Annotated in this window: 22 protein-coding genes; 8 read left to right on the top strand and 14 right to left on the bottom strand. The window is 40.9% G+C overall.

Annotated features, from left to right (window positions below):
* Positions 1–15: 15 nt before the first annotated feature.
* A complete protein-coding gene (gene sufC, locus G603_RS0111015; protein WP_026670258.1) occupies positions 16–792 on the bottom strand; it encodes a Fe-S cluster assembly ATPase SufC in 777 nt (258 codons plus the stop codon).
* Positions 793–940: 148 nt separating this feature from the next.
* On the opposite strand from sufC, the gene G603_RS0111010 reads away from it, so the two are divergent.
* Positions 941–1,948 carry a putative manganese transporter gene (locus G603_RS0111010; RefSeq protein WP_026670257.1) on the top strand — a complete coding sequence of 336 codons (1,008 nt, stop codon included), beginning with the start codon at positions 941–943 and terminating at the stop codon, positions 1,946–1,948.
* A gap of 1 nt (position 1,949) precedes the next feature.
* Here G603_RS0111010 and G603_RS0111005 read toward each other — a convergent pair whose 3' ends face one another.
* The 7 genes from G603_RS0111005 to G603_RS0110975 form a co-directional block, all read right to left on the bottom strand.
* A complete protein-coding gene (locus G603_RS0111005; RefSeq protein ID WP_155830995.1) occupies positions 1,950–2,636 on the bottom strand; it encodes a hypothetical protein in 687 nt (228 codons plus the stop codon).
* Positions 2,637–2,712: 76 nt separating this feature from the next.
* Positions 2,713–4,035 carry a sensor histidine kinase gene (locus tag G603_RS0111000; RefSeq protein WP_026670256.1) on the bottom strand — a complete coding sequence of 441 codons (1,323 nt, stop codon included), beginning with the start codon at positions 4,033–4,035 and terminating at the stop codon, positions 2,713–2,715.
* Positions 4,036–4,040: 5 nt separating this feature from the next.
* Positions 4,041–4,715 carry a response regulator transcription factor gene (locus tag G603_RS0110995; protein WP_026524536.1) on the bottom strand — a complete coding sequence of 225 codons (675 nt, stop codon included), beginning with the start codon at positions 4,713–4,715 and terminating at the stop codon, positions 4,041–4,043.
* Positions 4,716–4,739: 24 nt separating this feature from the next.
* The gene (locus G603_RS20090) at positions 4,740–5,846 is read right to left on the bottom strand and encodes a DUF3810 domain-containing protein (protein WP_051207755.1); all 1,107 of its coding nucleotides are present in this window, start codon (positions 5,844–5,846) and stop codon (positions 4,740–4,742) included.
* 86 nt (positions 5,847–5,932) lie between these two features.
* Positions 5,933–7,714 (bottom strand): carbohydrate-binding domain-containing protein, encoded by a 1,782-nt coding sequence (locus tag G603_RS20085; protein ID WP_051207753.1) that lies wholly within the window; start codon positions 7,712–7,714, stop codon positions 5,933–5,935.
* Positions 7,715–7,787: 73 nt separating this feature from the next.
* Positions 7,788–8,471, bottom strand: a complete 684-nt coding sequence (locus G603_RS0110980) for a DUF4956 domain-containing protein (protein ID WP_026670255.1) — start codon at positions 8,469–8,471, stop codon at positions 7,788–7,790.
* A gap of 20 nt (positions 8,472–8,491) precedes the next feature.
* Positions 8,492–9,247 carry a polyphosphate polymerase domain-containing protein gene (locus tag G603_RS0110975; RefSeq protein WP_026670254.1) on the bottom strand — a complete coding sequence of 252 codons (756 nt, stop codon included), beginning with the start codon at positions 9,245–9,247 and terminating at the stop codon, positions 8,492–8,494.
* Between the two features lie 202 nt (positions 9,248–9,449).
* Between G603_RS0110975 and G603_RS0110970 the strand changes: the two genes are divergently transcribed.
* Both G603_RS0110970 and G603_RS21550 read left to right on the top strand, forming a co-directional pair.
* The gene (locus tag G603_RS0110970) at positions 9,450–9,965 is read left to right on the top strand and encodes a hypothetical protein (RefSeq protein ID WP_026524533.1); all 516 of its coding nucleotides are present in this window, start codon (positions 9,450–9,452) and stop codon (positions 9,963–9,965) included.
* 144 nt (positions 9,966–10,109) lie between these two features.
* The gene (locus G603_RS21550) at positions 10,110–10,652 is read left to right on the top strand and encodes a nucleotidyltransferase domain-containing protein (RefSeq protein WP_051207751.1); all 543 of its coding nucleotides are present in this window, start codon (positions 10,110–10,112) and stop codon (positions 10,650–10,652) included.
* 214 nt (positions 10,653–10,866) lie between these two features.
* On the opposite strand, the gene G603_RS21545 is transcribed toward G603_RS21550, so the two are convergent.
* Together G603_RS21545 and G603_RS21540 are read right to left on the bottom strand one after the other, a co-directional pair.
* Entirely contained in the window at positions 10,867–11,262 is a 396-nt protein-coding gene (locus G603_RS21545; protein ID WP_051207749.1) for a helix-turn-helix domain-containing protein, read from the bottom strand.
* A 104-nt stretch (positions 11,263–11,366) separates the two neighbouring features.
* Positions 11,367–14,444 (bottom strand): Ig-like domain-containing protein, encoded by a 3,078-nt coding sequence (locus G603_RS21540; protein WP_081669903.1) that lies wholly within the window; start codon positions 14,442–14,444, stop codon positions 11,367–11,369.
* An 808-nt stretch (positions 14,445–15,252) separates the two neighbouring features.
* Here G603_RS21540 and G603_RS20065 point away from each other — a divergent pair.
* Both G603_RS20065 and G603_RS0110930 read left to right on the top strand, forming a co-directional pair.
* Positions 15,253–15,591 (top strand): helix-turn-helix domain-containing protein, encoded by a 339-nt coding sequence (locus G603_RS20065; protein ID WP_051207744.1) that lies wholly within the window; start codon positions 15,253–15,255, stop codon positions 15,589–15,591.
* A 24-nt stretch (positions 15,592–15,615) separates the two neighbouring features.
* Positions 15,616–15,852, top strand: a complete 237-nt coding sequence (locus G603_RS0110930; protein WP_026670252.1) for a helix-turn-helix domain-containing protein — start codon at positions 15,616–15,618, stop codon at positions 15,850–15,852.
* 38 nt (positions 15,853–15,890) lie between these two features.
* Here the strand turns inward: G603_RS0110930 and G603_RS0110925 are convergent, their stop codons facing one another.
* The 4 genes from G603_RS0110925 to G603_RS0110910 are packed head-to-tail and all read right to left on the bottom strand — an operon-like array spanning position 15,891 to position 20,435.
* A complete protein-coding gene (locus tag G603_RS0110925) occupies positions 15,891–16,682 on the bottom strand; it encodes an RluA family pseudouridine synthase (protein ID WP_026670251.1) in 792 nt (263 codons plus the stop codon).
* Positions 16,679–17,368, bottom strand: coding sequence for a response regulator transcription factor (locus G603_RS0110920; protein ID WP_026495471.1), 690 nt, complete (start codon positions 17,366–17,368; stop codon positions 16,679–16,681). The genes G603_RS0110925 and G603_RS0110920 overlap by 4 nt, the downstream gene beginning before the upstream one ends.
* Positions 17,369–17,405: 37 nt before the next feature.
* Positions 17,406–18,533 carry a sensor histidine kinase gene (locus G603_RS20060; RefSeq protein ID WP_051197891.1) on the bottom strand — a complete coding sequence of 376 codons (1,128 nt, stop codon included), beginning with the start codon at positions 18,531–18,533 and terminating at the stop codon, positions 17,406–17,408.
* Between the two features lie 24 nt (positions 18,534–18,557).
* Positions 18,558–20,435: an HD-GYP domain-containing protein gene (locus G603_RS0110910; protein ID WP_026670250.1), complete on the bottom strand. Its 1,878-nt coding sequence runs from the start codon at positions 20,433–20,435 to the stop codon at positions 18,558–18,560.
* A gap of 185 nt (positions 20,436–20,620) precedes the next feature.
* Between G603_RS0110910 and G603_RS20055 the strand changes: the two genes are divergently transcribed.
* The 3 genes from G603_RS20055 to G603_RS0110895 are packed head-to-tail and all read left to right on the top strand — an operon-like array spanning position 20,621 to position 22,892.
* On the top strand, positions 20,621–21,547 hold the full coding sequence (locus G603_RS20055) for an alpha/beta hydrolase (protein ID WP_051207742.1): 927 nt from the start codon (positions 20,621–20,623) through the stop codon (positions 21,545–21,547).
* A 15-nt stretch (positions 21,548–21,562) separates the two neighbouring features.
* On the top strand, positions 21,563–21,814 hold the full coding sequence (locus G603_RS0110900; protein WP_026495469.1) for a TIGR03905 family TSCPD domain-containing protein: 252 nt from the start codon (positions 21,563–21,565) through the stop codon (positions 21,812–21,814).
* 4 nt (positions 21,815–21,818) lie between these two features.
* Positions 21,819–22,892, top strand: a complete 1,074-nt coding sequence (locus G603_RS0110895) for an undecaprenyldiphospho-muramoylpentapeptide beta-N-acetylglucosaminyltransferase (RefSeq protein WP_026524528.1) — start codon at positions 21,819–21,821, stop codon at positions 22,890–22,892.
* Positions 22,893–23,053 lie beyond the last annotated feature (161 nt).

The following is a 23,053-nucleotide window of genomic DNA, read 5'->3' as shown; positions in this document are numbered from 1 at the left end:
ATCCTTAACTAATTATCAAATAGTGTCGCAGCCACTGCAGCCTTCACATCTTACATACTTCTCGAAACCGTTCTCATTGATCTCATCAACAAGTCTGCCATCTCCTGTAGTAATGATGCGACCCTTAACAAGTACGTGTGTGTAGTCTACGTGAAGTGACTCTAATATCTTGGTGGAGTGAGTGATGATAAGAAGTGCTCCATCCTTCTGCTTCTGATATTCCTGGATGCCCTTTGATACTGTTCTTACGGCATCAACGTCAAGACCTGAATCTGTCTCATCGAGGATTGCAAGCTTGGGCTTAAGCATGAGGAGCTGAAGGATCTCAGCCTTTTTCTTCTCACCGCCTGAAAAACCAACGTTCAGATCACGGTCAGCGTACTCTGAATCCATGGTAAGAAGGTCCATAGCCTCTGCAAGCTGCTTCTTGTACTGAAGAAGCTTAACGGGCTTACCTGTCTGCTCATGATAAGCATTCCTTATGAAGCTTCCAAGTGATATACCGGGAACCTCAAGAGGATTCTGGAATGATAAAAACATTCCTGCCTTGGCTCTCTTATCGGCAGCCTCATTTGTAAGGTCCTGACCATCAAAAATGATCGAGCCCTCAGTAATTTTATAGTGAGGGTTACCCATAAGTGTGTAACCAAGTGTAGATTTTCCCGCACCGTTAGGTCCCATTAAAACATGGGTTTCTCCGGGCTTAATCTCAAGATTTATGTCGTGCAAAATAGGCAGATCTTCTACTGATGCAGAAAGATTTCTAACCTGTAATAAAGACTGTTCTGACATATTATATGTACTCCTTAATAACTCTATAAATATCATTATCTGCGCATAATCCAAATGATTATAACACAAATTTGCATATATATCATTAAGTGTGCTTAAATGAATATGATAATATTTTGCAAAATAAGATAATTTGAATGGAGAAGAAATGGAACTCATAAAAGATGTAGTTTTGGATACGCTAATAGACGGCTTTAAACTGCTTCCTTTTTTATTTATTACCTACCTGATCATGGAGTACTTAGAGCACAGGACAGGAGATAAAACTCAGCAGATAGTTCAAAAGGCCGGAAAATTCGGACCGCTCTTTGGCGGAATCATAGGAGCATTTCCACAGTGCGGGTTCTCTGCTGCCGCATCAAACCTTTATGCGGGCCGCGTAATCACCCTGGGAACCCTGATTGCAATCTATCTGTCAACCTCAGATGAGATGCTTCCGCTTTTCATATCATCAAATGAAATAGCTGCTGACAGAATGGTAAAAATAATCGCCATCAAAGCTGCTCTTGGTATTTTCTATGGTTTCCTTGTGGACTTTATCTTAAGGAGCTACAGAAGGTATAAAAAAAGAGCCGAGAACGACCCTGTAAGAATTGAAGAATTATGTAAAAGAGAGCATTGTCACTGCGAAGAGGACAGCCCCAAGATTTCAGCTCACAGAGGCCGTAATGATGAAGGCTCCGCTGATCAGTCAAAAATCAGTAAAGCTAAAATCGCAAAGGAAACCCATACTCCTCACGAGCACTCCCACGAGGGGAACGGCAATATCCTTAAATCCGCATTTATACATACACTGCACATCTTTATATATGTGCTGATCTTCACCTTTGTACTGAATACACTGATAGAGCTTATAGGCGAAGATACTATTTCAGCCTTCCTTAACGGAAATGCCGTAGTGAGCCACATCCTTGCAGGAATAATAGGACTTATTCCCAACTGCGCAGCATCTATCATTATCACCACTTTGTACCTTAACAGCATGATCACCTTCGGAACCATGATGTCAGGTCTTCTGGTAGGTGCAGGCGTTGGTCTGCTGATCCTGTACAGAGTAAATGAAGGAAAGGTAAGAAACCTGCAGATAACAGGTATCCTTTATCTTATTGGAACCTTTACAGGTCTCATCCTTGACCTTCTTCGCTTCAGTATTTAAATCATTCACTGTAAATATAATCACTTACAAGTGCCCCGTTCTCCGGGGCATTTATTATTATGGAAATACCGTTTTCTTCCATATCAGCCATTTCTTTTTCAAAAGAAAGCTCGTAGGTATTCTCGTTGCCAAGAGTATCTGTAGTCACAAGTGTATATGTGTTTCCTTCATATAATGTGATGGTGATACCGGCGATTATCCTTCCGGAGGGAAGTGTCATTCCGTCAAAAAGAAGATTCCCTGAGTCACCGCCTGCAGAATCCTTAACTATCATGCTGCTAAGCTCTGACCCTGACTTATTCTCGATATAGCAAAGCACGTCATGATACTTTGCAAGATCCTCGCTTAAGTCCTGCTCAACCTTAAGCTCTTTTTCCATCTCCCCACAAAGGTACTGATAGTCGTAGATAAGACTATCCATTCCCATAAGAACACCTTCTGTGTCCTTGTTCTTCACCTTTTTAAATTCAAGGGCTTCGTATTCCTCTTCCTTTTGCTCAAAGTTATAAAGCGCATCACTGAAGGTATCAACCGTAAGCTGTGAATAAAGCTCCTCAGCAGCCTTTCTTGCGCTTCGCAGTTCTTCTCTCTTAGCCTCGGCAAGAGCCTGATTATCCTTGGACATTCCGCAGGCTGACAGCATAGCTAACGTTAAAATCGTAATGACAATAAATAATCTTTTTTTCATGTTATTCCTTTTCATATATCTGCAAATTATAAATTCCTGAATCTCCTTGGAAATTCAGGAATTCAAAACTATTCTATCAGTTTGCCTGCTGCTTTGCCACTGGAATAACGACAATGAATCTGATCATGTGATCCCCGTCCCTTTTGGCCTCTATGGAGCCGCCATGGGAATTGGCTATAGCCCTCGCAACAGAAAGGCCTATGCCGTAGCCGCCTGTGTTTCTGCTTCTTGAGGAATCAGCCCGGTAAAATCTGTCAAAGAGTCTGTCCAGATTACCTTCAGGAATACTGTCACAGGTATTGGACACTTCAAAAATGGCTTTTTTGCCTTTACTGTCAAGCTCTAAGCAAATGTTCACAACGCCCTTTTCTGAAGCATACTTCATGGCATTGTCGATAAGCAGGGATGAGAGCTGGTTTATAGCATTTTTATCGCCCGAGATATGAATATTCTCTGCGATATCCATGTTGTACTTAAGATTTCTCGATTCAGCAACAGGCATAAAAGACTGGGCTGCATCCTTTACCGCATAGCTCATATCCAAATCTGAAAATACCACATGGATATTCTCTTCTTCCATTCTGGAAAGAGTCAGCATATTTTTTACAAGACCATTCATTCTCTTAATCTGGCCGCGGATGCTTTGGGTCCATTCGGTTTTCCCTGATTCAAGCTCGATTACATCCACATTGGCGGACACAACTGCAAGAGGAGTTTTTAACTCATGACCGGCATCGGTAATAAAGCGCTTTTGTTTTTCAAGGGACTCAACAACAGGAGCCACCGCTTTTCCGGAAAAGAGATAAACCAGAATAAACATGCCTATAAGGCTGACACCTGCAATCCCAAGAGTCATTAAAAGAAGTCTGTTTGCACCGTAAAAACCACTGCTGCAATCGAGGAAAATTATAAGTGTTGATCCGTCCTCGTTCTCCTTCAAAATATATCTGTAATGCCAGTCGTAATAACCTCGTTCCTTGTTACCACTGTTAAAAACCTGCGTCGCTATTTCCTCGGCTTCTGACTTTGATACAGCGGCTATATGCCCTACATCTGTATTTAAAACCAAGCCGTCACTATCAAGCTTTACCCAGAAATATCTTGTCTGGAATGGCATCTCTATAGTTCTGTTATAGGCTGCTTTTCCGCCAAAAAAGAGCCCATCCATATCTTCAGGCTTCATAGGCGGTGCGCCATTGTCCTTGTCCTTTTTCCCAAATTCCATTTTCATCTCAGGGAAAAAGCCTTCATTTTCCGCAAGGATATTAAGGGCATCATCAGCGCCTGACTGAACCTCTCTGTAATTTAGGAAATTTATTACGCCGATAATTGCTACCAATATCAAAAACAGCGACAGCATTGCCGTTAGTACAAATTTGCGACGGAGCTTTTTTACCATATATCTTAACCCTTTACTACCATTGAATATCCAACGCCTCTTGAAGCCTTAATCTCACAGGTTGCTTCAAGCTGCGTAAGCTTTTTCCTGAGGTTTGAAATATATACCCATACTACATTTACATCTGCTTCGCCATCGGACCAGATTCTGTCCATAAAAGCATCAACAGATATGACTCTTCCGGGATTCTCCATAAGCATCTCAAGCATCTGGAACTCCCTTCCAACAAGCCTTATTGCATCATGTCCCTCTGTTTTAAGTTCGTAGGTTGATCTGTTAAGCTCAAGGTTTCCGCAGGACAGATTATTTGGAGCATAGTCTGCTTTCCTTCTGGTCATGGCTCTTATTCTTGCAAGGAGCTCTCCCATATCAAAGGGCTTTGTGAGGTAATCATCAGCCCCAAGATCAAGACCGGTTATTCTGTCCTCTATCTCTGATTTTGCTGTAAGGAAAAGAACAGGAGTGGATATGCCCTTTTCCCTTATTTTCTTAAGGACCTCTGTGCCCATCATTCCGGGCATCATGATATCCAAAATGATTCCGTCATATTCACTGCTAAGTATGTAATCAAGAGCATCCTGTCCGTCGTAAACCGCATCAACCGTATAGCTTGAATGCTTTAAAATGGCAACCAGCGCGTTTGACAGTTCTATCTCATCTTCAGCTAAAAGTAACTTCATCAGAAACCTCCAAAAATCATATTTCTATTCGTAATAGTCAAGCAGCATCAGTTCAACAACTCTGTTGTAGCTGGCCTTTCCGTCATTTATTCCATTTGCCTTAAGGGTTGTATCCACAAAGGTGTCTGCTGCCTTTTTTACCGTTTCCGTTGAAAGGACTGCTTCGTTTTCAACCTTTTTCCAGTCCTCCTCTGCAAGGAAAATATTGTCATGCCTTACAAGCTCCGAAGGCTTCACATGGCTCTTATACTCTTCCTTGGAAACATTTTTATAAAAGGCATTGTTCACATAATTAAGAACGCCCATGTAACCGCTGTATCTGAAAAACTTATCCTCTGACTTTGTGCAGGCAAGATAAGCAAGGAAATTGGCTTCATCCTCCATAATATAGCTTCTTGTGTGAGAAAGCTCATGGCACATGGTAAAGGGCTTATTTGTGATATACATAATGGTATTGTAATTTGCTTCCATAGAAAAAGGAAAATAATACCCCTGCATGTACTGCTGGGATACAAAGCCTGAGAAAAACAGAGGCTTTGGAGTCACATAGAATCCTGAAAGCTTAGGAAAGCTATCGGATATTCCTCTCATGGAATCTGCTGCCACCTTTTTCATATCGCTCTCAGTAAGGACCGTTCCATCTTCCGATAAATAGATCACATTTCCTTCTTCGTCCCTGTCCATCTCCTGTGCCAGCTCATTACATTTATTTACAATATAGTCCCGCAGCTCTGCCAGTTCAGATACTGTAAATTCCCTTTTTTCAAAGGAATCCTCTGCAATGGGTGTAGTTCTATAGTTTATAAAGCAGTTCAAGGTCATGATACAGGAAATGATAATAAGAACTCCTGCTGTAGCCTTGCAATATCCCAAATAAACACTTCTAAAGGTCTTGTTCCTGTTTATAAGTATTGCACATAAACCTAAAACAAAAATAAAAACCCAGAAAACTCCCACTAAAATCATTATTTCGCCTACGGAAATTGGCGCAAGAGAAGTGAGCCTGCCAAGTGTTCCTACCCAGATCGGGAAAACATAAGCAGAGTAGGCATCTGCAAAGCCCTGCCAAAATATAGCCAGAATATTAAGTAAAATGGTTGCCGTCAAAACGGTGATGAGAAACTTTTTCATAATTAATTTCTATCACTATTTCGACCGCTTTGTAAACAAAAACAGTCCCCGTTTTTTATAAAAAACAAGGACTGTTATAACCACATTTAACCTTCTGTTGAACCGGATTCTGAACTGTTTCCACCATCAGGAGCCTGAGGTGCTTCGCCGTCCTGCATCTGGGGCATTTCTCCATCAGGCATCTCAGGTCTTTCGCCATCCTGCATCTGTGGTCTTTCTCCTCCATTACCGTGACCACCTCCGGGGCCGCCCATCATGCCGCCTGTCTGACCTGCGGTTGTAGCTTTGTCGCTTACTGTAATGGTATCTGTTGTATCACCTGCTGTAACCGTGTATTCGCCCTCTGTAAGATCTGAGCTGCTAAATACTATTGATGCTGCTGTTTTATTAAGAGTATAGCTAAGAAGCTCTGTGCCTGTACTGTCAGTAATAGTGACCACATCTCCTGCAGACAAAGTAGTTTCAAAGCCATACAATATCGAGTACTGCTGCGAATCAGAACTGAAGGTCTCAGCCATTCCGCCTGATCCTACTGCTATGACTGTGCCTCCCGAAATATAAGCGCTTCCGCCCTTATCTAGAGAACCGTTGCCGTCATTTTCAGGTCCGTCTACGACTACATAACCGCCGTCAACATACAGATCTCCGTTTGAATCTATGCCATCTCCTGCTGCATTTACATAAAGCTCTCCGCCATAGATGTGGATATAAGCATTTTCATCATATTCCATACCTCCGCCCATATTTCCGAATCCGAATTCATCCTGAGAGGTACTAGTTGATGCATTAAGACCGTCATCGCTTGCTACTACTGAAATAGTTCCACCTGTTACATCAATGGTGTCTCCCTCTAAGCCTTCGTAGCTCTCTGTTACATTGATATTTCCGCCTGCTATATAGAGAACTGTGGCAGCGTGAATACCGTCATCTTTAGCTGCAATTTCAAAATCGCCGCCCTCTATATAGATATATCCTTTGCCGGCTTCCTCTTCATTGCTTGTATGAATGCCGTCCTTCTCTGATCCGCTTGTGAGATTAAAGGTGCCATCCTTAATTCTTACAGAGTCCTTGCCCTCTATGGCATTTCCTGTAGCTGTGATATTGATGGTTCCGCCTGTAAACTTCACATCATCTTTGCCTACAATGCCGTTTGCGTAGGATGCATTTATATTAAGAGTTCCGCTTCCGTTAACTGTGATATCGTCCCTGCTGAAAACAACACCGTCCACGTTTACGGAATCGTCTTCCTGAACATACTCAGCTCCTGTATCAGAAAGGTTATTTTCACTGCCATCTGCAAGAGTTAAAAATACCTTATCCGCATTACTTACAAAAATGCAGGCGCTGTCGTCATTAGTTATTGATGCGCCATCAAGGACTATCTGAACCTTATCGTTATCTCCTGCATCCACAATTATCTGGCCGTCATCCAAAGTTCCGCTGACAATATATGTACCCTCAGCAGTAATCGTTATGGTGGTTCCATCAATGCTTACGCCGCTGCCTTCACACTCTGCGCTGCTGCCGCTTAAAATAATTTTAGCTGATGAGCTCTCATCATAGCTGTAGTCAGAGTCTCTGTCAGTGAACATACTTGAAAAGTCCAGGTCAGATACCGATGTAACAGCTCCGATTGAAGTAGTGTCTGTACTGGCATTAACAACATTATCTGCCGTATCTGATGTGCTGTTCTCCAAGTCATCAGTATTATCTGCTTCTTCGCTGTCCAAAGCACTATCAGTCACTTCTGCAGATACTGTCTCTTCGTTTTCTGTCTGCTTTGCTGATGATGAAGCTCCGCAGGCAGCGGCGCCAACACCCAGAACCATTCCTGTTGCAAAAATTGCAAATAAAGTTTTCTTTTTCATAATCTATACCTAAATCAGAAAGGGGCACATACTCTCTATAATTTGTATATGCACCCCGCCTGCCTTTCTTTTATCAAATTCCTTCAGCTACTGCTGCAACCGGTCTTGAGAAGGAAATCTCAAGGTTGCCGTTTCTAAGTCTCATCTCATCGATCATTGCCTTTGTTGAAGCGCCTCTTCTCATAGTTACATCGTAGGAGAGCTTATAAAGGCTGCCCATTCCTGTGGTCTTTACTTCGTTAAGTGTTGCATTTGTTGTATATCTTGCAAAAACATCATCGAAAATTCCCTCGAAATCAAGGCTCTCAGGTACTGTAATCTTAACTGTTCTTACCTCTGCTCCCATTCCGCCAAAATCAAAGATCTTAAGAACAAGGTTAGCTATTGTGATAATAACCGCAAATACAAGTGCAAGTCCGATGTATCCCATTCCTGTTGCAAGGCCTACTGCCATAGCAAGGAAGATGTTTGTGATATCCTGTCCAGAGCCCGGCTGTGATCTGAATCTTACAAGGCTGAAGGCTCCCGCAACTGCGATACCTGCGCCGATATTACCATTTACCAGCATGATAACCAGCTGTACGATTGCGGGTAAAAGTGCCAAAGTTATGGTCATGCTCTTAGATGTGCTTCCCTTGATATTTGCCATAAATGCTATATAAACACCGATTGCCAAAGAGCAAAGGGTTGCTGCAAAAAATGAGGCTCCTGTAATTGTACCTGCTTCCATAATGCTTTCAAATAATAATGTAGACATTTCAAATCTCCTTTTCCTGATCAAGCTGTAAGAAAAATCTTACCGATACTTTTGTTTTCATAATTAACTGCTACCCGGCCTTCCGGACACATGTAATCCACATATCCTCTTCCGTATTTTGAAAAAGATGTCTGCCTGATTCCTATCTCATCAAGAATGTGGGCCATCTCTACGCTCATGGCGCCTGCTATCTTAAGTTCCATAAGCCTTTGTCCCGGCTTTAAAATCTCATTCCCAACATTTCCCCTTTTAAGATCAAGATGATCAACACGCCATCTGATATTCTCATCAAAGGTTATTCGAAGCTCCTTATCTTCGATTCCCGCCATTGCTATCCTATCGTAGGATATTGCCATTGCAGGCCCCAGTCCCTTGTAGTAATTCTTAAAATAATCAATTTCGTTTGATATCTGGGACTGTTCTTTTGCAGCCTCTCCTTCATTTAAGTAGGAGATCGCATCCTGGTATTTCATTCCGATTCTTCTCTTATATACGATGCCTTTATATTTTTTCTTGATCTCTATAAAAGCTCTTGTGTCATCTTCCGGAATCCCGTAGGTTCTGAGCCTTAGCTTTTCCTTGTATACAGGCTTTTCCAATGATCTTTTTATAAGTGAAAAATCCGGTGTGTCATAATATATGTTTAAGATGGAGGTTTTCCCGTAATCATCGACTTGAGCCATGCCCTCAAGTCGCTCTCTTAATGCTCTGTACTGAAAATCCTCCAACAGATATTTAGTTTCATATCTCTGAAAAGTATCTTTAAATCCGCTCATTTTTGCCCTCGTTTTCTGTGAGTCATTTCCTTTGTTCTGATGCAATAATACAAAGTCAACCTAAAAACAACCTAAAAGATTTATTATTTCTTAAAAAAAATGAAAAGGTCTTAAAAAAGAGGGAAAAGCCTTGAAATCAGCGGATTTTAGGAATATAGTTTTTTATGCAAAGTGAGGGTGGTACTGATTTGAGGAGATTATTATGAGTAAATACAAACCGGGTGATAAGATCATCATTTTAGATTATAATGGAAAGCCGCTAGTACCACAGGTTGTGGCAAAAATTGAAGAAGTTTACGGAGACGGAAGAGTAAGACTTGATCTTCCTGACGGAGCAGCCTGCTTTGAATATGAAGATCATTTCAAGAAGGTTGATGATGAGACCTATGATAAATATCTGCAGGCAGTCCACGACAGAGAGCAGGAGCTTCCTCTTGACCTTAAGATGGATATCAGGAAATTTGTGGCTAATCGTCCACGTCTTCGCAGAGAGATTTTAAGAAATTACGAGCTTGATAAAAAATATGTAAGCATCATTCACGCCTACGCAGGAAGAATCCAGATGTATGGCCGTGAAAACATCCCGCCGCAGTTCATTTGGGAGTTTGAGGACGCAAAGATTGGTCTTACTAAGACAAGATCCTTTTTCCATGACATTGATCCTTCCATTAAAGAGGTTGAAATTCCCGATCAGGCAAACGCACCGGTTGAGGTGTGATCCTGTTCGAGAATCGTAAGTATTTTGTAATAGAAACAGGATTAATCAGTAACAAAAGCTGGTTAATCCTGTTTTTTTGGCAACATCATTTTTGACATTTACACGCTATTGTGTTATTGTATTTTTTGAAAGGAGTTATTCACCATGTTGAACTATATGACTGTAACTGAATACTCCAGATTGACTGGCAAGGATCCCGGTAATATCCGCAGGATGCTTATCAATGGTAAACTTTCTGGCGAAAAGTTAGGTAATCAGTGGGTTATCCCCAAAGGAACTGAGTACCCTGATGACAGACGCTTAAAGTCAGGCAACTTCAAGAACTGGCGCAAGAAGAACCAAATCTGCCAAACCAATCCTACACTTATGCGAGCACTGACCCGAATGTGCGGGAAGTTACATAAATTATACGGCGATTCATTATATAGAATTGTACTTTATGGCTCTTATGCAAGAGGAGAACAAACTTCCGAATCAGACGTAGACATTGCCCTTATCCTAAAGAATGAAAACCCGGACGACCTACATGACAAAATGATAGACATTGTTGTTGATTATGAGTTGGATCTTGCAGTAACATTATCGGTGGTTCCCATTGAAATGGAGCAGTATCTTGAATGGAAGACTACTCTTCCTTTTTATAAGAACATCGACAAAGAAGGAATTATATTATGGACAGTAGCGTAAAAGATCTTTCAAAATAAAGATTTGATAGTAGCAAGCACAGTGGAATAATATCGTATTTTAACCAGAATTATGTTAAAAGATTGAGCGAGCTGAATACTTTTCCGGTATTATCAGTAATTATTTATCAGAGAAAGGTATTCTCGAGTCCCATGAAAAAGGCTAAATACTACAAAAATAAAGCGCTACATGCCAGGTTGGTAGGTAGCGCTTTTTTCTAGTCGACAATATCTTCTGTTGTACACAATAGGACATCTGCAAGTTTCTTAACTACCCTGAACTGTTCGCTGGATATATCTTTTTTACCACTTTCATAGGCCTGCAAAAGTTCAAAATCAATATCTGCTACTTCAGATAGTTTTTTCAGCGATATCCCCATCTTCTTTCGCCTTTTACTAAATTTTGTCCCCTTTGATTCTTCCTTAAAGAATTCAGCTAAGGATATATTTAGTGCATCGCAGATTTTCTCTAGATCCACTATGGTGGGAGCTCTGCCTTTAGCGTACCATGTAGAAATAGTGGACTGCGGGATGCCTGCTTTTTTTGCCAATTTATAACTGGTCCACCCCTTCTGATCTTTCAGTTTTGTAATCTTATCCAGCACATCTATCATATTTTCTTCCTTAATACAATTTGCATGAAAGGGCAGGCCCAACGGCCTGCCCTTCCATTTAGAAAGTGATGTCACACGAGATAACTCACTTATGATGGAGTAAATTATTTCCAGGTTGTCTTACTCTTAATGACAAACTTCTTGTTATCAAGCTTCTTTGTAAAGGTCGCTTTTGTTTCCTTGCTGGAAGACTTAACCTTAACAGTAAGCTTCTTTCCTGTCCTGAAGCAGCCCTTTCTGAACTTATAGCTCTTTATCTTGGCATTCTTCTTAACATTTATAACAACAGTCTTAATACTGCTATCCTTAACGATGTACTCGCCAAAGTCCTTAATATTCTCAGAGAATACTACCTTCTTAGCCTTGGCTCCCTTCAAAGCACGCTTCTTTACAGAAGTTACTTTATAAGTATTTCCGCTCTGATCCTTGGTGGTCTTAGGAATTGTAAGTGTTCCGCTCTTTGCAAGATCTGCAGCATTACCTACATAAGCTACTTCTGCATTTCCTGCCTCTGAGTTTGTTACTTCAAATCCGGTAGGATTGCCGTCTGCATCCTTAAGTGCATTACCTACAGGTGCAGGTGCTCCGGGTGCAGAACCATCCTTCTTAGCTGCTTCTTCAGCAGCCTTCTTTTCTTCCTCAGCCTTCTTAGCTGCTGCATCGTCAATCTTCTTCTGAGCTGCTGTTGCTGAAGCTGTAGCTGTCTTTGATGCTGTAGTTGCTGACTTAGCTGCTTCACCAGCTGCCTCTGCTGCTGCCTCTGCATCCTTTGCAGCCTCAGTATTTGTCACGCAGGTTTCTGCTGCTGCTTCTGCTACTTTTGCTGCATCCTCAGCCTTCTTAGCTGCTTCTTCAGCCTTCTGTGCTGCATCCTTTGCTGCTGCAATTGTATCAGCTGTAGCGTTTTCATCTGCTGCCTTAGCTGCTTCATCAGCCTTCTGTGCTGCTTCATTTGCTGCTTCTGCTGCTTCATTTGCTGCCTTTGTAGCTTTAAGAGCTGCTTCTGTAGCCTCTTCGATTGTGATTACTTCGATTTCAATTGTATCTGTATCAAGAACAGTTTCTCCATTTACAGCATAATATGTGGCAGTGATTTCTGCTGCTCCGCGTTTTTTACCTGTTACTTTACCCTTTGCATCAACAGTAGCAACAGCCTTGTTATCACTATCCCACTTAATTCTTGAGCTTGCTGTAACATCATCTCTACCAAACATAGCTCCAAGCTGAAGGTTTGCGCCTTCCTCTAAGATTATGCCATCTTCTGATGTAATAACAAGCTCTTCTGCTGCAACGGTAACGTTTATCGTAAGAATTTCAGCTGCTTCGATATCACCGCTGTGATCAAGGTCATAACCATATTGCACAATAGAATCACCTACTGCGATAGCTGTGATTACACCGTTATTAACTCTTACGGATGTTCCGTTATCAACACTCCATGCTCCGTTTGTAATTTCTCTGCCATCATATATAGGAGTTACTGTAATATGATCCTTGAGTATAAGATTTGCTTTATATGTTGCATCAGAAACCCGTGTGAAATCTTCTGCATGCTCTTCATCAACTTCTGCTTCCCAGTAGTAATCACGGTTATCTACTACTGTTACTACAGCACTTGCAGTAGTAACATCACCGTTTTCATTAACATATGTTGCTTCTACTGTTACAGGATGTAATTCTAATGTAGTCTTTGTTCCAGCTTTGAAAAGACCAGATCTTGAAATAGTAGCATCTGTTGCAATATCTCCCGGATCATTATCGTCATCGTCAAAGTTAAGACCCTGGATTACTTCCCACTGAACATTTCCTGAGTACTCTTCACCACCTGCCATGAGCTTCATCTGGAGTGTTTCACCTGTATGCAATCTTGCTGTACCCGGTTGAACTGCATATGTGATTGGAGTTGTAGCTGCAGATTCCACAACTGTTACTGTCTTTGTGCGTCTTTCGCTATCGTACTCAGCCTGAATAACTGCTGTTCCTGCTGATACTGCGGTGATAATTCCATTATCATCAACAGTAGCTACTGCATTATTATTACTAGACCATTCAACCAGTTTTGAAATATCTGTACTACCATACATAGCTTTAATCTTAGCTGTCTCTCCTACTGGTATAGGATCTTCTTCATCCATCATCACTTCAAAATCTGGTGCTAATACATTGATGATAAACTTATAATTATCATTAAGACTTTCTACATTATCTCCAAGTCCAAGATCTACATAGATTTTGGCATCACCTGCTGCTACTGCTGTGACCGTACCTGACTCATCAACCGTTGCAATATCTGAATTGCTGGTTGCCCACTTAACAGCATCACTGTCTTTGGTTCTATCAAAATATGCATTAAGATCTAATATATCACCAGGATACAAATCTTCCGACTGTACAGTATGTCCTGAGTACTCTCCATCTGTAATTTTTACTGCATCAACTACAGTAATTGGTATATTAACAGCCTTATCTGCTACTGTAGCTCTGACTACATAATCACCTATAACAGCACTATTTGTACCAACCGAAACAGTAAATACTTTTTTCGTCTCTGTGGATTCAGCTGCTACAGGGGTAGCCTGGCCTATTGTGAATCCTGTGACAGGAGTCTCATATTCGGTATCATTAGCATCATACACTGCTGCATTCCAATTATAATATGGAGCAGTGACTGTTACTGTTGCTTTTATGCTTGTTGTAGCACCATTCTTATACAAAACAGAGTGGCCAGGTACCGCTGTAAATCCTGTTACAGCAGAAGAAATAGTAACTTCTTTTGTTGACACAAGATTAGCAGCAGTTAAATCTGCTTCAGTAAATTGTGATGCTTCTTCCTTACTATATACTGCATATTTTACTTTTCCTACTTCAGTAGCCGGTATATCACCTTCAGAAACTAAAGTATCAGTAACTTCATTTAATATATCGTAAGTAGGATTTGCAGTTGTCCCTCCTACTTCCACAAGAGCCATATGAACATCATCTGCTTCATCTCCAAGATAATACAATACATCATACTCTTCACCAACATATGTTGCAGGATCATCTGCAGTCTGATCTTCTATAGACCATCCAACTTCTAACTCTCTTGCTAAAGCTGTCATTGGCGTAAGTGCGCCAACGTTTGCTACTGTCAGTGCTGTTGCCAGGAGCATCGACAGTTTTCTTCCTAATCGTTTCCTCATAGATAATCATTCTCCCTTCATAAAAAAAATGTCCTGCGCTTAGTGCAGTACCGTAGTACCACTTTAAACGCATACTATCACCTCGCGACAGGATACTTATACTTTGTGACAGCTTCTATATCTGTCTGATACTATCAATTTTAAATTTATCTGTCTTTGTGTGTCAAATTTGTGATGGTACTACAGTCCTAGTATTTATGCGGCCTAAAAAGTCTTAATTGTTTTTTTATTTCAAGTTTATATTTGAAATTACATATTTATATTTCCTATATCTCCCTGTTTTATTACGGGTAAAATATTGTTTTTCTTTTTTCATCCCCGTAATTTTTAGCCATTTTATCGCCATTCTTACGTGGATGAATCTCATTTCTCTAAGCACCCCCGTAATCCTGAGCCTTTTTTCCGCCATTCTTACGTGGATAAATCACATTTTCCCATTCATCCCCGTAATCCACTTCACCATTTCCTGATTTTCTTACGTGGATAAATATTGTTTTTCACGATACCCACGTAATTCAAAACAGCAACTGTAAAAAACTAAAAAGCAGCTAATGATTGACCGACCTTCCATAAATCATTTGACACTACCAATTGGGCTTTAGTAAGACTTCAGTCTCACATATACCCTGACCTATGTTATAAATATCCTCTGCCTCTATATTTATCCTCCGCTCATAGCATAAATAGAACAAAATTAAAAATATTTTTAATACTAAGTGTATTACCCTTATTAATAAGGGTTAAAGCGGATTAAATTGTAAACTACATTTACATAAAATCTATATAAGAGTAGCTAATAGGTGGCGTTGTGGTTAAGAAAAAAGAAAACGTTGAAATAGGAAAAAGAATACATATTGCTCGTGAGAGAATAGGTTTGACTCAGGAAGTTTTGGCCGAAAAACTGGATCTTTCGACCCAGTATATTTCTGATGTAGAAAGAGGAGCCAGCGGTATCTCCGTTCCTACGCTTATGCGCCTTTGCGAAATTCTTCATATATCCAGCGATTATATTCTTTTTGGAATTTCTGAGTCAGACGATGTCAAAGACAGCATAAGAAAAGTCTCCTCCATGTCGAAGGATGAACAAAAACTCATACATAATGCCATTAACAATACTATCGAAGCGATTAATCTTCATAACATGTAATCAGTTATAGGATAAAATTACAAGATGAAAAATGAACAGCTAACAATACATAAACTGCAGCCGGATACAAGGCTTGCCAGAATAAGAAAACTTTCCGGACTCTCACAGGAAGAACTCGCAAAAAAGGCAGGAATTTCTGTAGAAACTATATGTGCCTACGAGCAGCGTAAAAGAGATATCTCAAGAGCCCAGTACCATATAGTACGAAGTATCGCAAAAGCTCTCGGCTGTATAGCAGATGATATAGTAGATGACGAATAAGGCAGCGTGCAATTCCTAGCACGCTGCCTTAAATATTTTTATTCGTTTGTAAATTCACCAAAAATCTCGCCCTTAGGTTCTATCGTAAATTCCATCCTCTTACCAGTTGACGGATGGTCAAAGGATAATCTGTATGCGCAAAGGGCTACGTTTTTTACACGTAGTCTTGCGGAGAGCTCGTCGCTGTCTGCTGTGCAGTATCTTCTGTCTCCAAGAAGGGGATGGCCTGCATGAGAGAACTGGGCTCTTATCTGATGGAATCTTCCTGTATGGAGATGGATATCCACAAGAGAGATTTCTTCAGCAGAAGAATCCTTATCCGTTGCAAAATCCACCACATTATTTACGGATATATCACTGATGTCCTTCTGAGATACTACCCTGTAGGTAAGGGTACTCTTTTTGGCATCCTCGGGTATCTTCCCCGCATCGACATCCGATGAATCCACAATAACAGCGCTCTTACTCGCTGCATCCCTGTACATATAGTCGCAGAGTTCACCCTGCCGCTGATCCTCAGGAAATGATCCGCATATAACCGCAAGATAATGCTTATCCATAGCTCCGCCGTCATGAACCTGAGTACTTAGAGAAGCTGCTGCCTTCTTGGTTCTTCCAAATACAAGGATTCCCTCTACAGGCTGATCCAGTCTGTGAATCACATGAAGGGTAGTGGACTTATTCTTAAACTTACCGCTTCTGATTATCTGTGATCTAAGGGCAGTCTCCATGTCCGGAATAGTGACATTTCTGCTCTGAACAGCTACTCCTGCAGGCTTTACGCACACAAGAATATCGTCATCTTCATATAATATTTCTATAGGACTCATACCTTAAATCTATAGCCAACGCCCCAGATAGTCTCTATGTACTGAGGATTGCTGGTATCAAATTCAATTTTCTCTCTGATCTTCTTGATATGCACAGTTACTGTAGCAATATCACCGATGGAATCCATATTCCAGATCTTACGGAAGAGCTCTTCCTTGGTAAATACGTGGTTGGGATTCTCTGCAAGGAATGTGAGAAGATCAAATTCCTTGGTGGTGAAACTCTTCTCAGCTCCGTCCACATAAACTCTTCTTGCAGTCTTGTCGATGCGAAGACCTCTGATCTCCACAACGTCATTGGACTCATGTCCGCTTCCTACAAGTCTTGAATAGCGAGCCATGTGAGCTTTTACTCTTGCAACCAGCTCTGAAGGGCTGAAGGGCTTGGTGATATAATCATCTGCTCCAAGACCAAGTCCCCTGATCTTATCGATATCATCCTTTTTAGCTGATACCATAAGTACAGGAACGTCCTTCTTTTCTCTGATGCGTTTGCACACCTCGAATCCATCCATGCCGGGAAGCATGAGATCAAGGATTACAAGATCAAACTCCTCACTAAGTGCTGTCTGCAGACCCACATCACCTGAATTCTCGATCTTTACTTCAAAATCAGATAACTCCAAATAATCCTTTTCAAGATCAGCAATGGCTTCTTCGTCTTCGACAATCAAAATTCTGCTCATACCGCGTCCTCCTGGTTAGTATTTTTTTTGATGCAGTTTACATAGTTTCAAATCCATCGTGCTCAACCACGGTCTCAGTCTCGGCTTTTTCATGATGCTCCTGATACTTTCTAAGTACGAAGTGCATGCAGGTTCCCTCGCCTTCATGACTGGTGGCCCATATATATCCCCCATGGTCCTCTATAATCTTTTTAACAATTGATAGACCTATTCCGCTGCCTCCCTGTTTTGAGTTACGTGAGGCATCTGTTCTGTAGAATCTGTCGAAGATATTCGGTATCTCATCTGCACCTATTCCTTTACCGTTATCCTCTATTTCAACTCTGACAGAGTCTACTTCATCTAGTATTCTGATATCAATGCATCCCGATCCGTCTTCACGGCCAAGATATTTAACACTGTTACTTACGATGTTGTTGACCACTCGTTTTAGCTGCTCAGGATCTGCAACTATCTGTGTATCCGGTGTGGTCAGGTTCGCATAATTGAGCTTTATGTCCTTACTGTCAAGCTCCATTCCTATCTCTTCGATGCAATCTCCGAAATAGTCTCCAACAATAATTCTTGCAAAATTATATGGAATTCTGTTGTTGTCGATACTTGAATAAAGTGTCAGCTCATTGATGAGGTTATTCATGTCATTCGCCTTATTGTATATGGTGCGAATGTACTTCATCTGCCTCTCGGGTGTATCAGCTACGCCCTCTAAAAGTCCCTGGGAATAACCCTTGATGGCAGTTATGGGAGTCTTTAGGTCGTGGGATATGTTGCTTATAAGCTCCTTGTTCTGACCTTCTCTTATAACCTTCTCATCGGCGGATTCCTTGAGCCTTAGTCGCATGTCTTCATAGTTCCTGTAAAGCTCACCTATCTCGCCTTTGTCACCAATGTCTGTCGGCAGCATATAATCAAAATTTCCATCTTTAATATGCTGCATGGCTACATTCAGTTCTTTTACCGGTTCGAAAAATCCCTTTTTTAACCAAGTCGTAAGTATCATACTGGTCGCCAATAATATAAGCAGGAATGCAACTATTGTGTAAGTTGCTATTCGCGGCGTACTGACGAAAGTCTTCTGTATGAAAATATACGATGCTACGACCAGGATAAAGGGCAAAATAACGATGGTTGCCGAAGTAATAATCAGCCTGGTTCTAAAACGCATGTATGCTCCTTAAGTATATCATATTTATATAACCGGAATTTCCTCAGCTGCACTGCCCAGGATTTCCTGCATAGCCTTGTAGTAAATATCGTATCTGCCCTGACCTGTTACATTTTCAAGCTCTTCTATCAGTGCAGGTGCTTTTTCTATAACCTTGACGATATCCGGATTATATCTGGTTCCTGCCTCATTCTGAAGCTCTTTTAAGAGTCTCTTAAAATCCTTACCCTGGGTATAACTTCTTGTAAGAGTATCAGTACCGGCTTCCACAGAATCAGCAATAGAAATGATATCTATTATGATCTGTATGGGTGATTCTGTATTATCAAAACCAAGAGGATATCCGTGCAATCCGTCATAATGCTTGTGATGACCTAAAATAATATCTGAGTAGGGTCTAAGTGCCGCGTTACCCTGCGCTTCTTTATAGCCCACCTCCGAATGTTTTCTTATGGTGGCATATTCCTTGGTATTAAGGCTTCTGTTCTGGCGGTTGATGGTATCGGGGATGTAGCATTTTCCGATATCATGAACAAGTCCGCTTATGGTAATAAATGATAGGAGATAAGCCTTGTTCTTCTGAACATCCTGCTCAGTTTCAATGCCTCTTACACCCACAAATTTCTCAGGAATCTTTTCAAGCATTTCCTGTCCGATAAGTGTAGCTATCTTAGCCACCATCTTGGAATGGATGTATGTGAAGGGCTGGCGTCTTACTATCATCTGCATAATGAACTGAACCTTGTTAAGCTCACTTGAAATGATAGGCTCTGCCGCATGATACCACTGCTCACATATAGGCTGCATATCGCCCGTAAAGAACCTGTAAGGAATATTTGCAAGTATGGACATTGATTTTGGAAGGAACTTATCTGTCCACTCCTCGAGCTCATCACCTGAAAGATTCATTTTTTCAAGAATCATTATCACTGTGCAGGCATACTTAAAATGTCTGAGAACAAGCTCAAAGTTAATGGGATCATCCTTCTCAAAATCAGGAACGTCAATCAGCTCATTAATACTTTTAATAAGTCCGTTTAATGCTTCCTCGGAAGGAATATCTCCGTTTAACCATTTATATGTAAGGCAGGTCCTGTAATCAGGAGATCCTTCGACACTTCCGTTTCTTTCGTCAGCTCTCTTAAAGGTCTGGAACAGGAGCTGAAGATATCTGTCTCTGTCTTCCTCAGATAAAATATCTATGTTTTTGCTCTTTGCCATAAATGCATCATCAACAATAGACAAATAGGACTTTATTGTCTCATTGTCCGCATCCATGCTCTGAACATTTTCATTGTTCCAAAGAGCCCATACCTCATCATAAAGCCTTATACTCTCGGATTTTTCTGTATGGAAACCGGAGAGATAGGTTATAAGCAGCATGTAATCATTAAAAATAAACTCTCTTACTTCCGGAGAAGATATCTGAGAGTAGCGATTTGCATGAGCTACTGACTTACGGAAATAATCAAGGGATGTCTGCATACCGGTCTTATCACCGACAGAGCGATAAAACTTCGCGTATTCACTTCCTAAAACATGATAAATGGCGACAAGAAACTCCGGTTCATCCATATCTATGAATACCGGAAGAATTCGTTCGCAGAATTCTGTTAAGACGACAAAGTCATGATGACCATCAAGGAAAAATCCGATGGCAAGATCATATAAAAGCTCAGCTTCTTCGGGAGTTATCTCTTCAGAGCATTTTTCCCACAGTTCAGCCATCAGCTCCTCGTTCTCTGCATAAACCTCACGCATAACGTAAGACCTCTCAGAGAGAAGCTGAATCCAATCAAAGGGATCCTGAAGCGTAAAAAGCTGATCCTCGTAGTTTTTAAGTTTCAGGGAATTCTCGGTATAGAGCTTCCTGAATTTCTCTGCCAGTTTTCTTTCTATCATTGTGCGCCCCTCATAATTTTAGAAAAATCGGCAAGCATATTTTAATTATTATTATAATTATTATAATTATTATTAATTACAATACCATATTTCGTTAATTTGTGCCACGATAATAAGCCTTTGATTGCATAATTAATTAGTATTTGCTAAAATTTTCTATACATTAAAACAGATAGGAGACAGTCATGAGTAAAAAGCGAAATTTCGTATTATTCGGCCTGGCATCTGCAGTTTTAGGTGGAAGCGTCATAGCTGCATCACGTTTATATGACCTTTCAGTAGTTCCAAGTCAGAAGACTCCTGAAGAAATTGATAAAGATCCCATGGACAGCGTGTCCAGAGAATGGTTTAGTAAGATAGAAGGTAAAGAAGATGTTTACGCCCGTTCAATCGACGATCTTAATCTCCATGCAACTTATATAAAAGCAGAAGAGGAGTCTCATAAATATGCCATCTGCATACATGGTGTAAGAAGTAGTGGCGAGTTTATGAGTTATTTTGGCAAACACTACCACGATATGGGTATTAATGTTCTTTTACCTGATCTTAGAGGTTTTGGAAAAAGCGATGGCAATTACATCGGATATGGCTATTTTGACCGTCTTGATATTATCGAATGGATTTACTGGATCATCAAAAAGGATCCCGATGCTCATATCCTTCTTCATGGATCAAGCATGGGAGCAGCCACAACTCTTATGACCACAGGAGAGCATCTGCCAAATCAGGTTATAATGGCAGTTTCTGACAGCAGCTACACCACTCTTCCCAAGGAATTTGCAGATGTTTATAAGAAAAATATCGGCGGCTGGATGCCTACAGGCCTTGCACTTTTCATCATAAGGATTCTTGTAAAGCTGCGTTGCGGTTATGATATCGACAAAGTAAACGTGCTTGATGCAGTCGCACGTTCCAAGACACCCACTCTTTTCATACACGGCGATGAGGATACAGTGATCGATCCTCAGATGTGCGCTCATCTGTATGAAAAATGTGCTGCTCCCAAGCAGTACTGCCTGATACTTGGCTCAGACCATGTACAGGGTGCCAGAATAGATCCTGATAAATACTGGAAAAAAGTAGAAAGCTTAATGGAAAAAACATCATTTTAACAGAGGTAACACACAATGACTTACAAAACACATGGCACTTGTGCCACAGCTATAAATGTGGAGCTTGATGGCTCTATTGTAAAATCCGTTTCTTTCGTAAACGGATGCAGCGGCAATACCCAGGGCGTTGCAAGACTTGTAGAGGGTATGGATGCTCACGATGCCATCGCAAAGCTTCGCGGTATCAAATGCGGATTTAAGAGCACATCTTGTCCTGATCAGCTCTCTTATGCATTAGAAGAAGCACTTGCAGCTATCGGAGGTTGATGATTTGTCCAAAAAAATTGTTTTAACAGGCGGCGGAACTGCCGGTCATGTTACTCCTAATATGGCTCTAATTCCGGAGCTTAAGGAGCTGGGTTATGAGATCTGCTATATCGGATCCCATACAGGAATTGAGAAAAAGCTTATAGAGGATTTTGGAATTCCTTATTACTCCATATCTACAGGTAAGCTCAGAAGATATTTTGATCCCAAGAACTTCTCAGATCCTTTCCGTGTAATGAAGGGCTTTGTAGAAGCAAGAACTCTTCTTAAGAGACTGCAGCCAGATGTAGTTTTCTCAAAGGGCGGCTTTGTTTCCGTTCCTGTTATCAGAGCAGCTGCTTCCCTTAAGATTCCCTGCATACTTCACGAATCTGATATGACACCGGGACTTGCCAACAGGCTCAGCTTCTCATCAGCGAAAACCATTTGCTGCAATTTCCCTGAGACATTAGAACTCCTTCCTGCGGATAAAGCGGTACTTACAGGCACACCTATAAGGAAAGAGCTTCTTACAGGATCAAAAGAAGCAGGCAAGAAGTTTTGCGGATTTACGGATGACAAGCCTGTCATCATGGTCACAGGCGGAAGCCTTGGTGCACAGAGCATCAATGAAACCATCAGATTTGCACTTCCAAGACTCCTTCCTCATTTCAATGTGGTACACCTTTGCGGCAAGGATAAGATGGATAATCTTAAGCTCAACGTAGAGGGCTACAAGCAGTTTGAATATGTAAAAAATGAGATGAAGGATATCTTCGCAATGGCTGACGTTGTGGTATCAAGAGCAGGTGCCAATGCCATCTGCGAGCTGGCAGCTCTTAGAAAACCCAATGTCCTCATTCCTCTTTCTGCAAAGAGCAGCAGAGGAGACCAGATCATAAATGCTAAATCCTTTGAACAGCAAGGCTTTTCTCTTGTGATTGATAACGAGGAGCTTGATGAGGATATACTTGTTGAGAGCATCTTTGATGTCTATGTAAACAGAGAAAAATATATTCAGAACATGAGCGCATCCAATCAGCAGGGTGCCACCAAAACTATTCTTAATATAATTGAGAAAGCAGTTAATAACGAGTAAAAAGGGGCTGTGAAATAATAAGCCCATGAAAAAAAGAGAAGTAATAGCTGGAAACAGCCAATTACTTCTCTTTTTTCATGGTAAAATATTACCATGAACAATCAAACCAATTCTTATAATACTATAAATCAGGGCGTTTTACCATTTTTTATTTCAGATTG

This window comes from Butyrivibrio sp. AE3006, from assembly GCF_000424165.1.
GTDB lineage: Bacteria > Bacillota > Clostridia > Lachnospirales > Lachnospiraceae > Butyrivibrio.
The sequence above is the reverse complement of the archived record's forward strand: the minus strand, read 5'-3'. Positions and strand labels throughout refer to the sequence as shown.

Bases quoted from the DNA above. Each gene is read 5' to 3' on its own strand.
- G603_RS0110975 (WP_026670254.1), bottom strand. From the start codon at position 9,247: ATGAGCGGATTTAAAGATACTTTTCAGAGATATGAAACTAAATATCTG.
- G603_RS0110900 (WP_026495469.1), top strand. From the start codon at position 21,563: ATGACTTACAAAACACATGGCACTTGTGCCACAGCTATAAATGTGGAG.
- G603_RS0110930 (WP_026670252.1), top strand. From the start codon at position 15,616: ATGAAAAATGAACAGCTAACAATACATAAACTGCAGCCGGATACAAGG.
- G603_RS20090 (WP_051207755.1), bottom strand. From the start codon at position 5,846: ATGAAAAAGTTTCTCATCACCGTTTTGACGGCAACCATTTTACTTAAT.
- G603_RS0110920 (WP_026495471.1), bottom strand. From the start codon at position 17,368: ATGAGCAGAATTTTGATTGTCGAAGACGAAGAAGCCATTGCTGATCTT.
- G603_RS20085 (WP_051207753.1), bottom strand. From the start codon at position 7,714: ATGAAAAAGAAAACTTTATTTGCAATTTTTGCAACAGGAATGGTTCTG.
- G603_RS0110995 (WP_026524536.1), bottom strand. From the start codon at position 4,715: ATGAAGTTACTTTTAGCTGAAGATGAGATAGAACTGTCAAACGCGCTG.
- G603_RS20055 (WP_051207742.1), top strand. From the start codon at position 20,621: ATGAGTAAAAAGCGAAATTTCGTATTATTCGGCCTGGCATCTGCAGTT.
- G603_RS21550 (WP_051207751.1), top strand. From the start codon at position 10,110: ATGTTGAACTATATGACTGTAACTGAATACTCCAGATTGACTGGCAAG.
- G603_RS0111005 (WP_155830995.1), bottom strand. From the start codon at position 2,636: ATGAAAAAAAGATTATTTATTGTCATTACGATTTTAACGTTAGCTATG.
- G603_RS0110925 (WP_026670251.1), bottom strand. From the start codon at position 16,682: ATGAGTCCTATAGAAATATTATATGAAGATGACGATATTCTTGTGTGC.
- G603_RS0110980 (WP_026670255.1), bottom strand. From the start codon at position 8,471: ATGTCTACATTATTATTTGAAAGCATTATGGAAGCAGGTACAATTACA.
- G603_RS0111000 (WP_026670256.1), bottom strand. From the start codon at position 4,035: ATGGTAAAAAAGCTCCGTCGCAAATTTGTACTAACGGCAATGCTGTCG.
- G603_RS21545 (WP_051207749.1), bottom strand. From the start codon at position 11,262: ATGATAGATGTGCTGGATAAGATTACAAAACTGAAAGATCAGAAGGGG.
- G603_RS0110910 (WP_026670250.1), bottom strand. From the start codon at position 20,435: ATGATAGAAAGAAAACTGGCAGAGAAATTCAGGAAGCTCTATACCGAG.
- G603_RS0110970 (WP_026524533.1), top strand. From the start codon at position 9,450: ATGAGTAAATACAAACCGGGTGATAAGATCATCATTTTAGATTATAAT.
- G603_RS0111010 (WP_026670257.1), top strand. From the start codon at position 941: ATGGAACTCATAAAAGATGTAGTTTTGGATACGCTAATAGACGGCTTT.
- sufC (WP_026670258.1), bottom strand. From the start codon at position 792: ATGTCAGAACAGTCTTTATTACAGGTTAGAAATCTTTCTGCATCAGTA.
- G603_RS20060 (WP_051197891.1), bottom strand. From the start codon at position 18,533: ATGCGTTTTAGAACCAGGCTGATTATTACTTCGGCAACCATCGTTATT.
- G603_RS21540 (WP_081669903.1), bottom strand. From the start codon at position 14,444: ATGAGGAAACGATTAGGAAGAAAACTGTCGATGCTCCTGGCAACAGCA.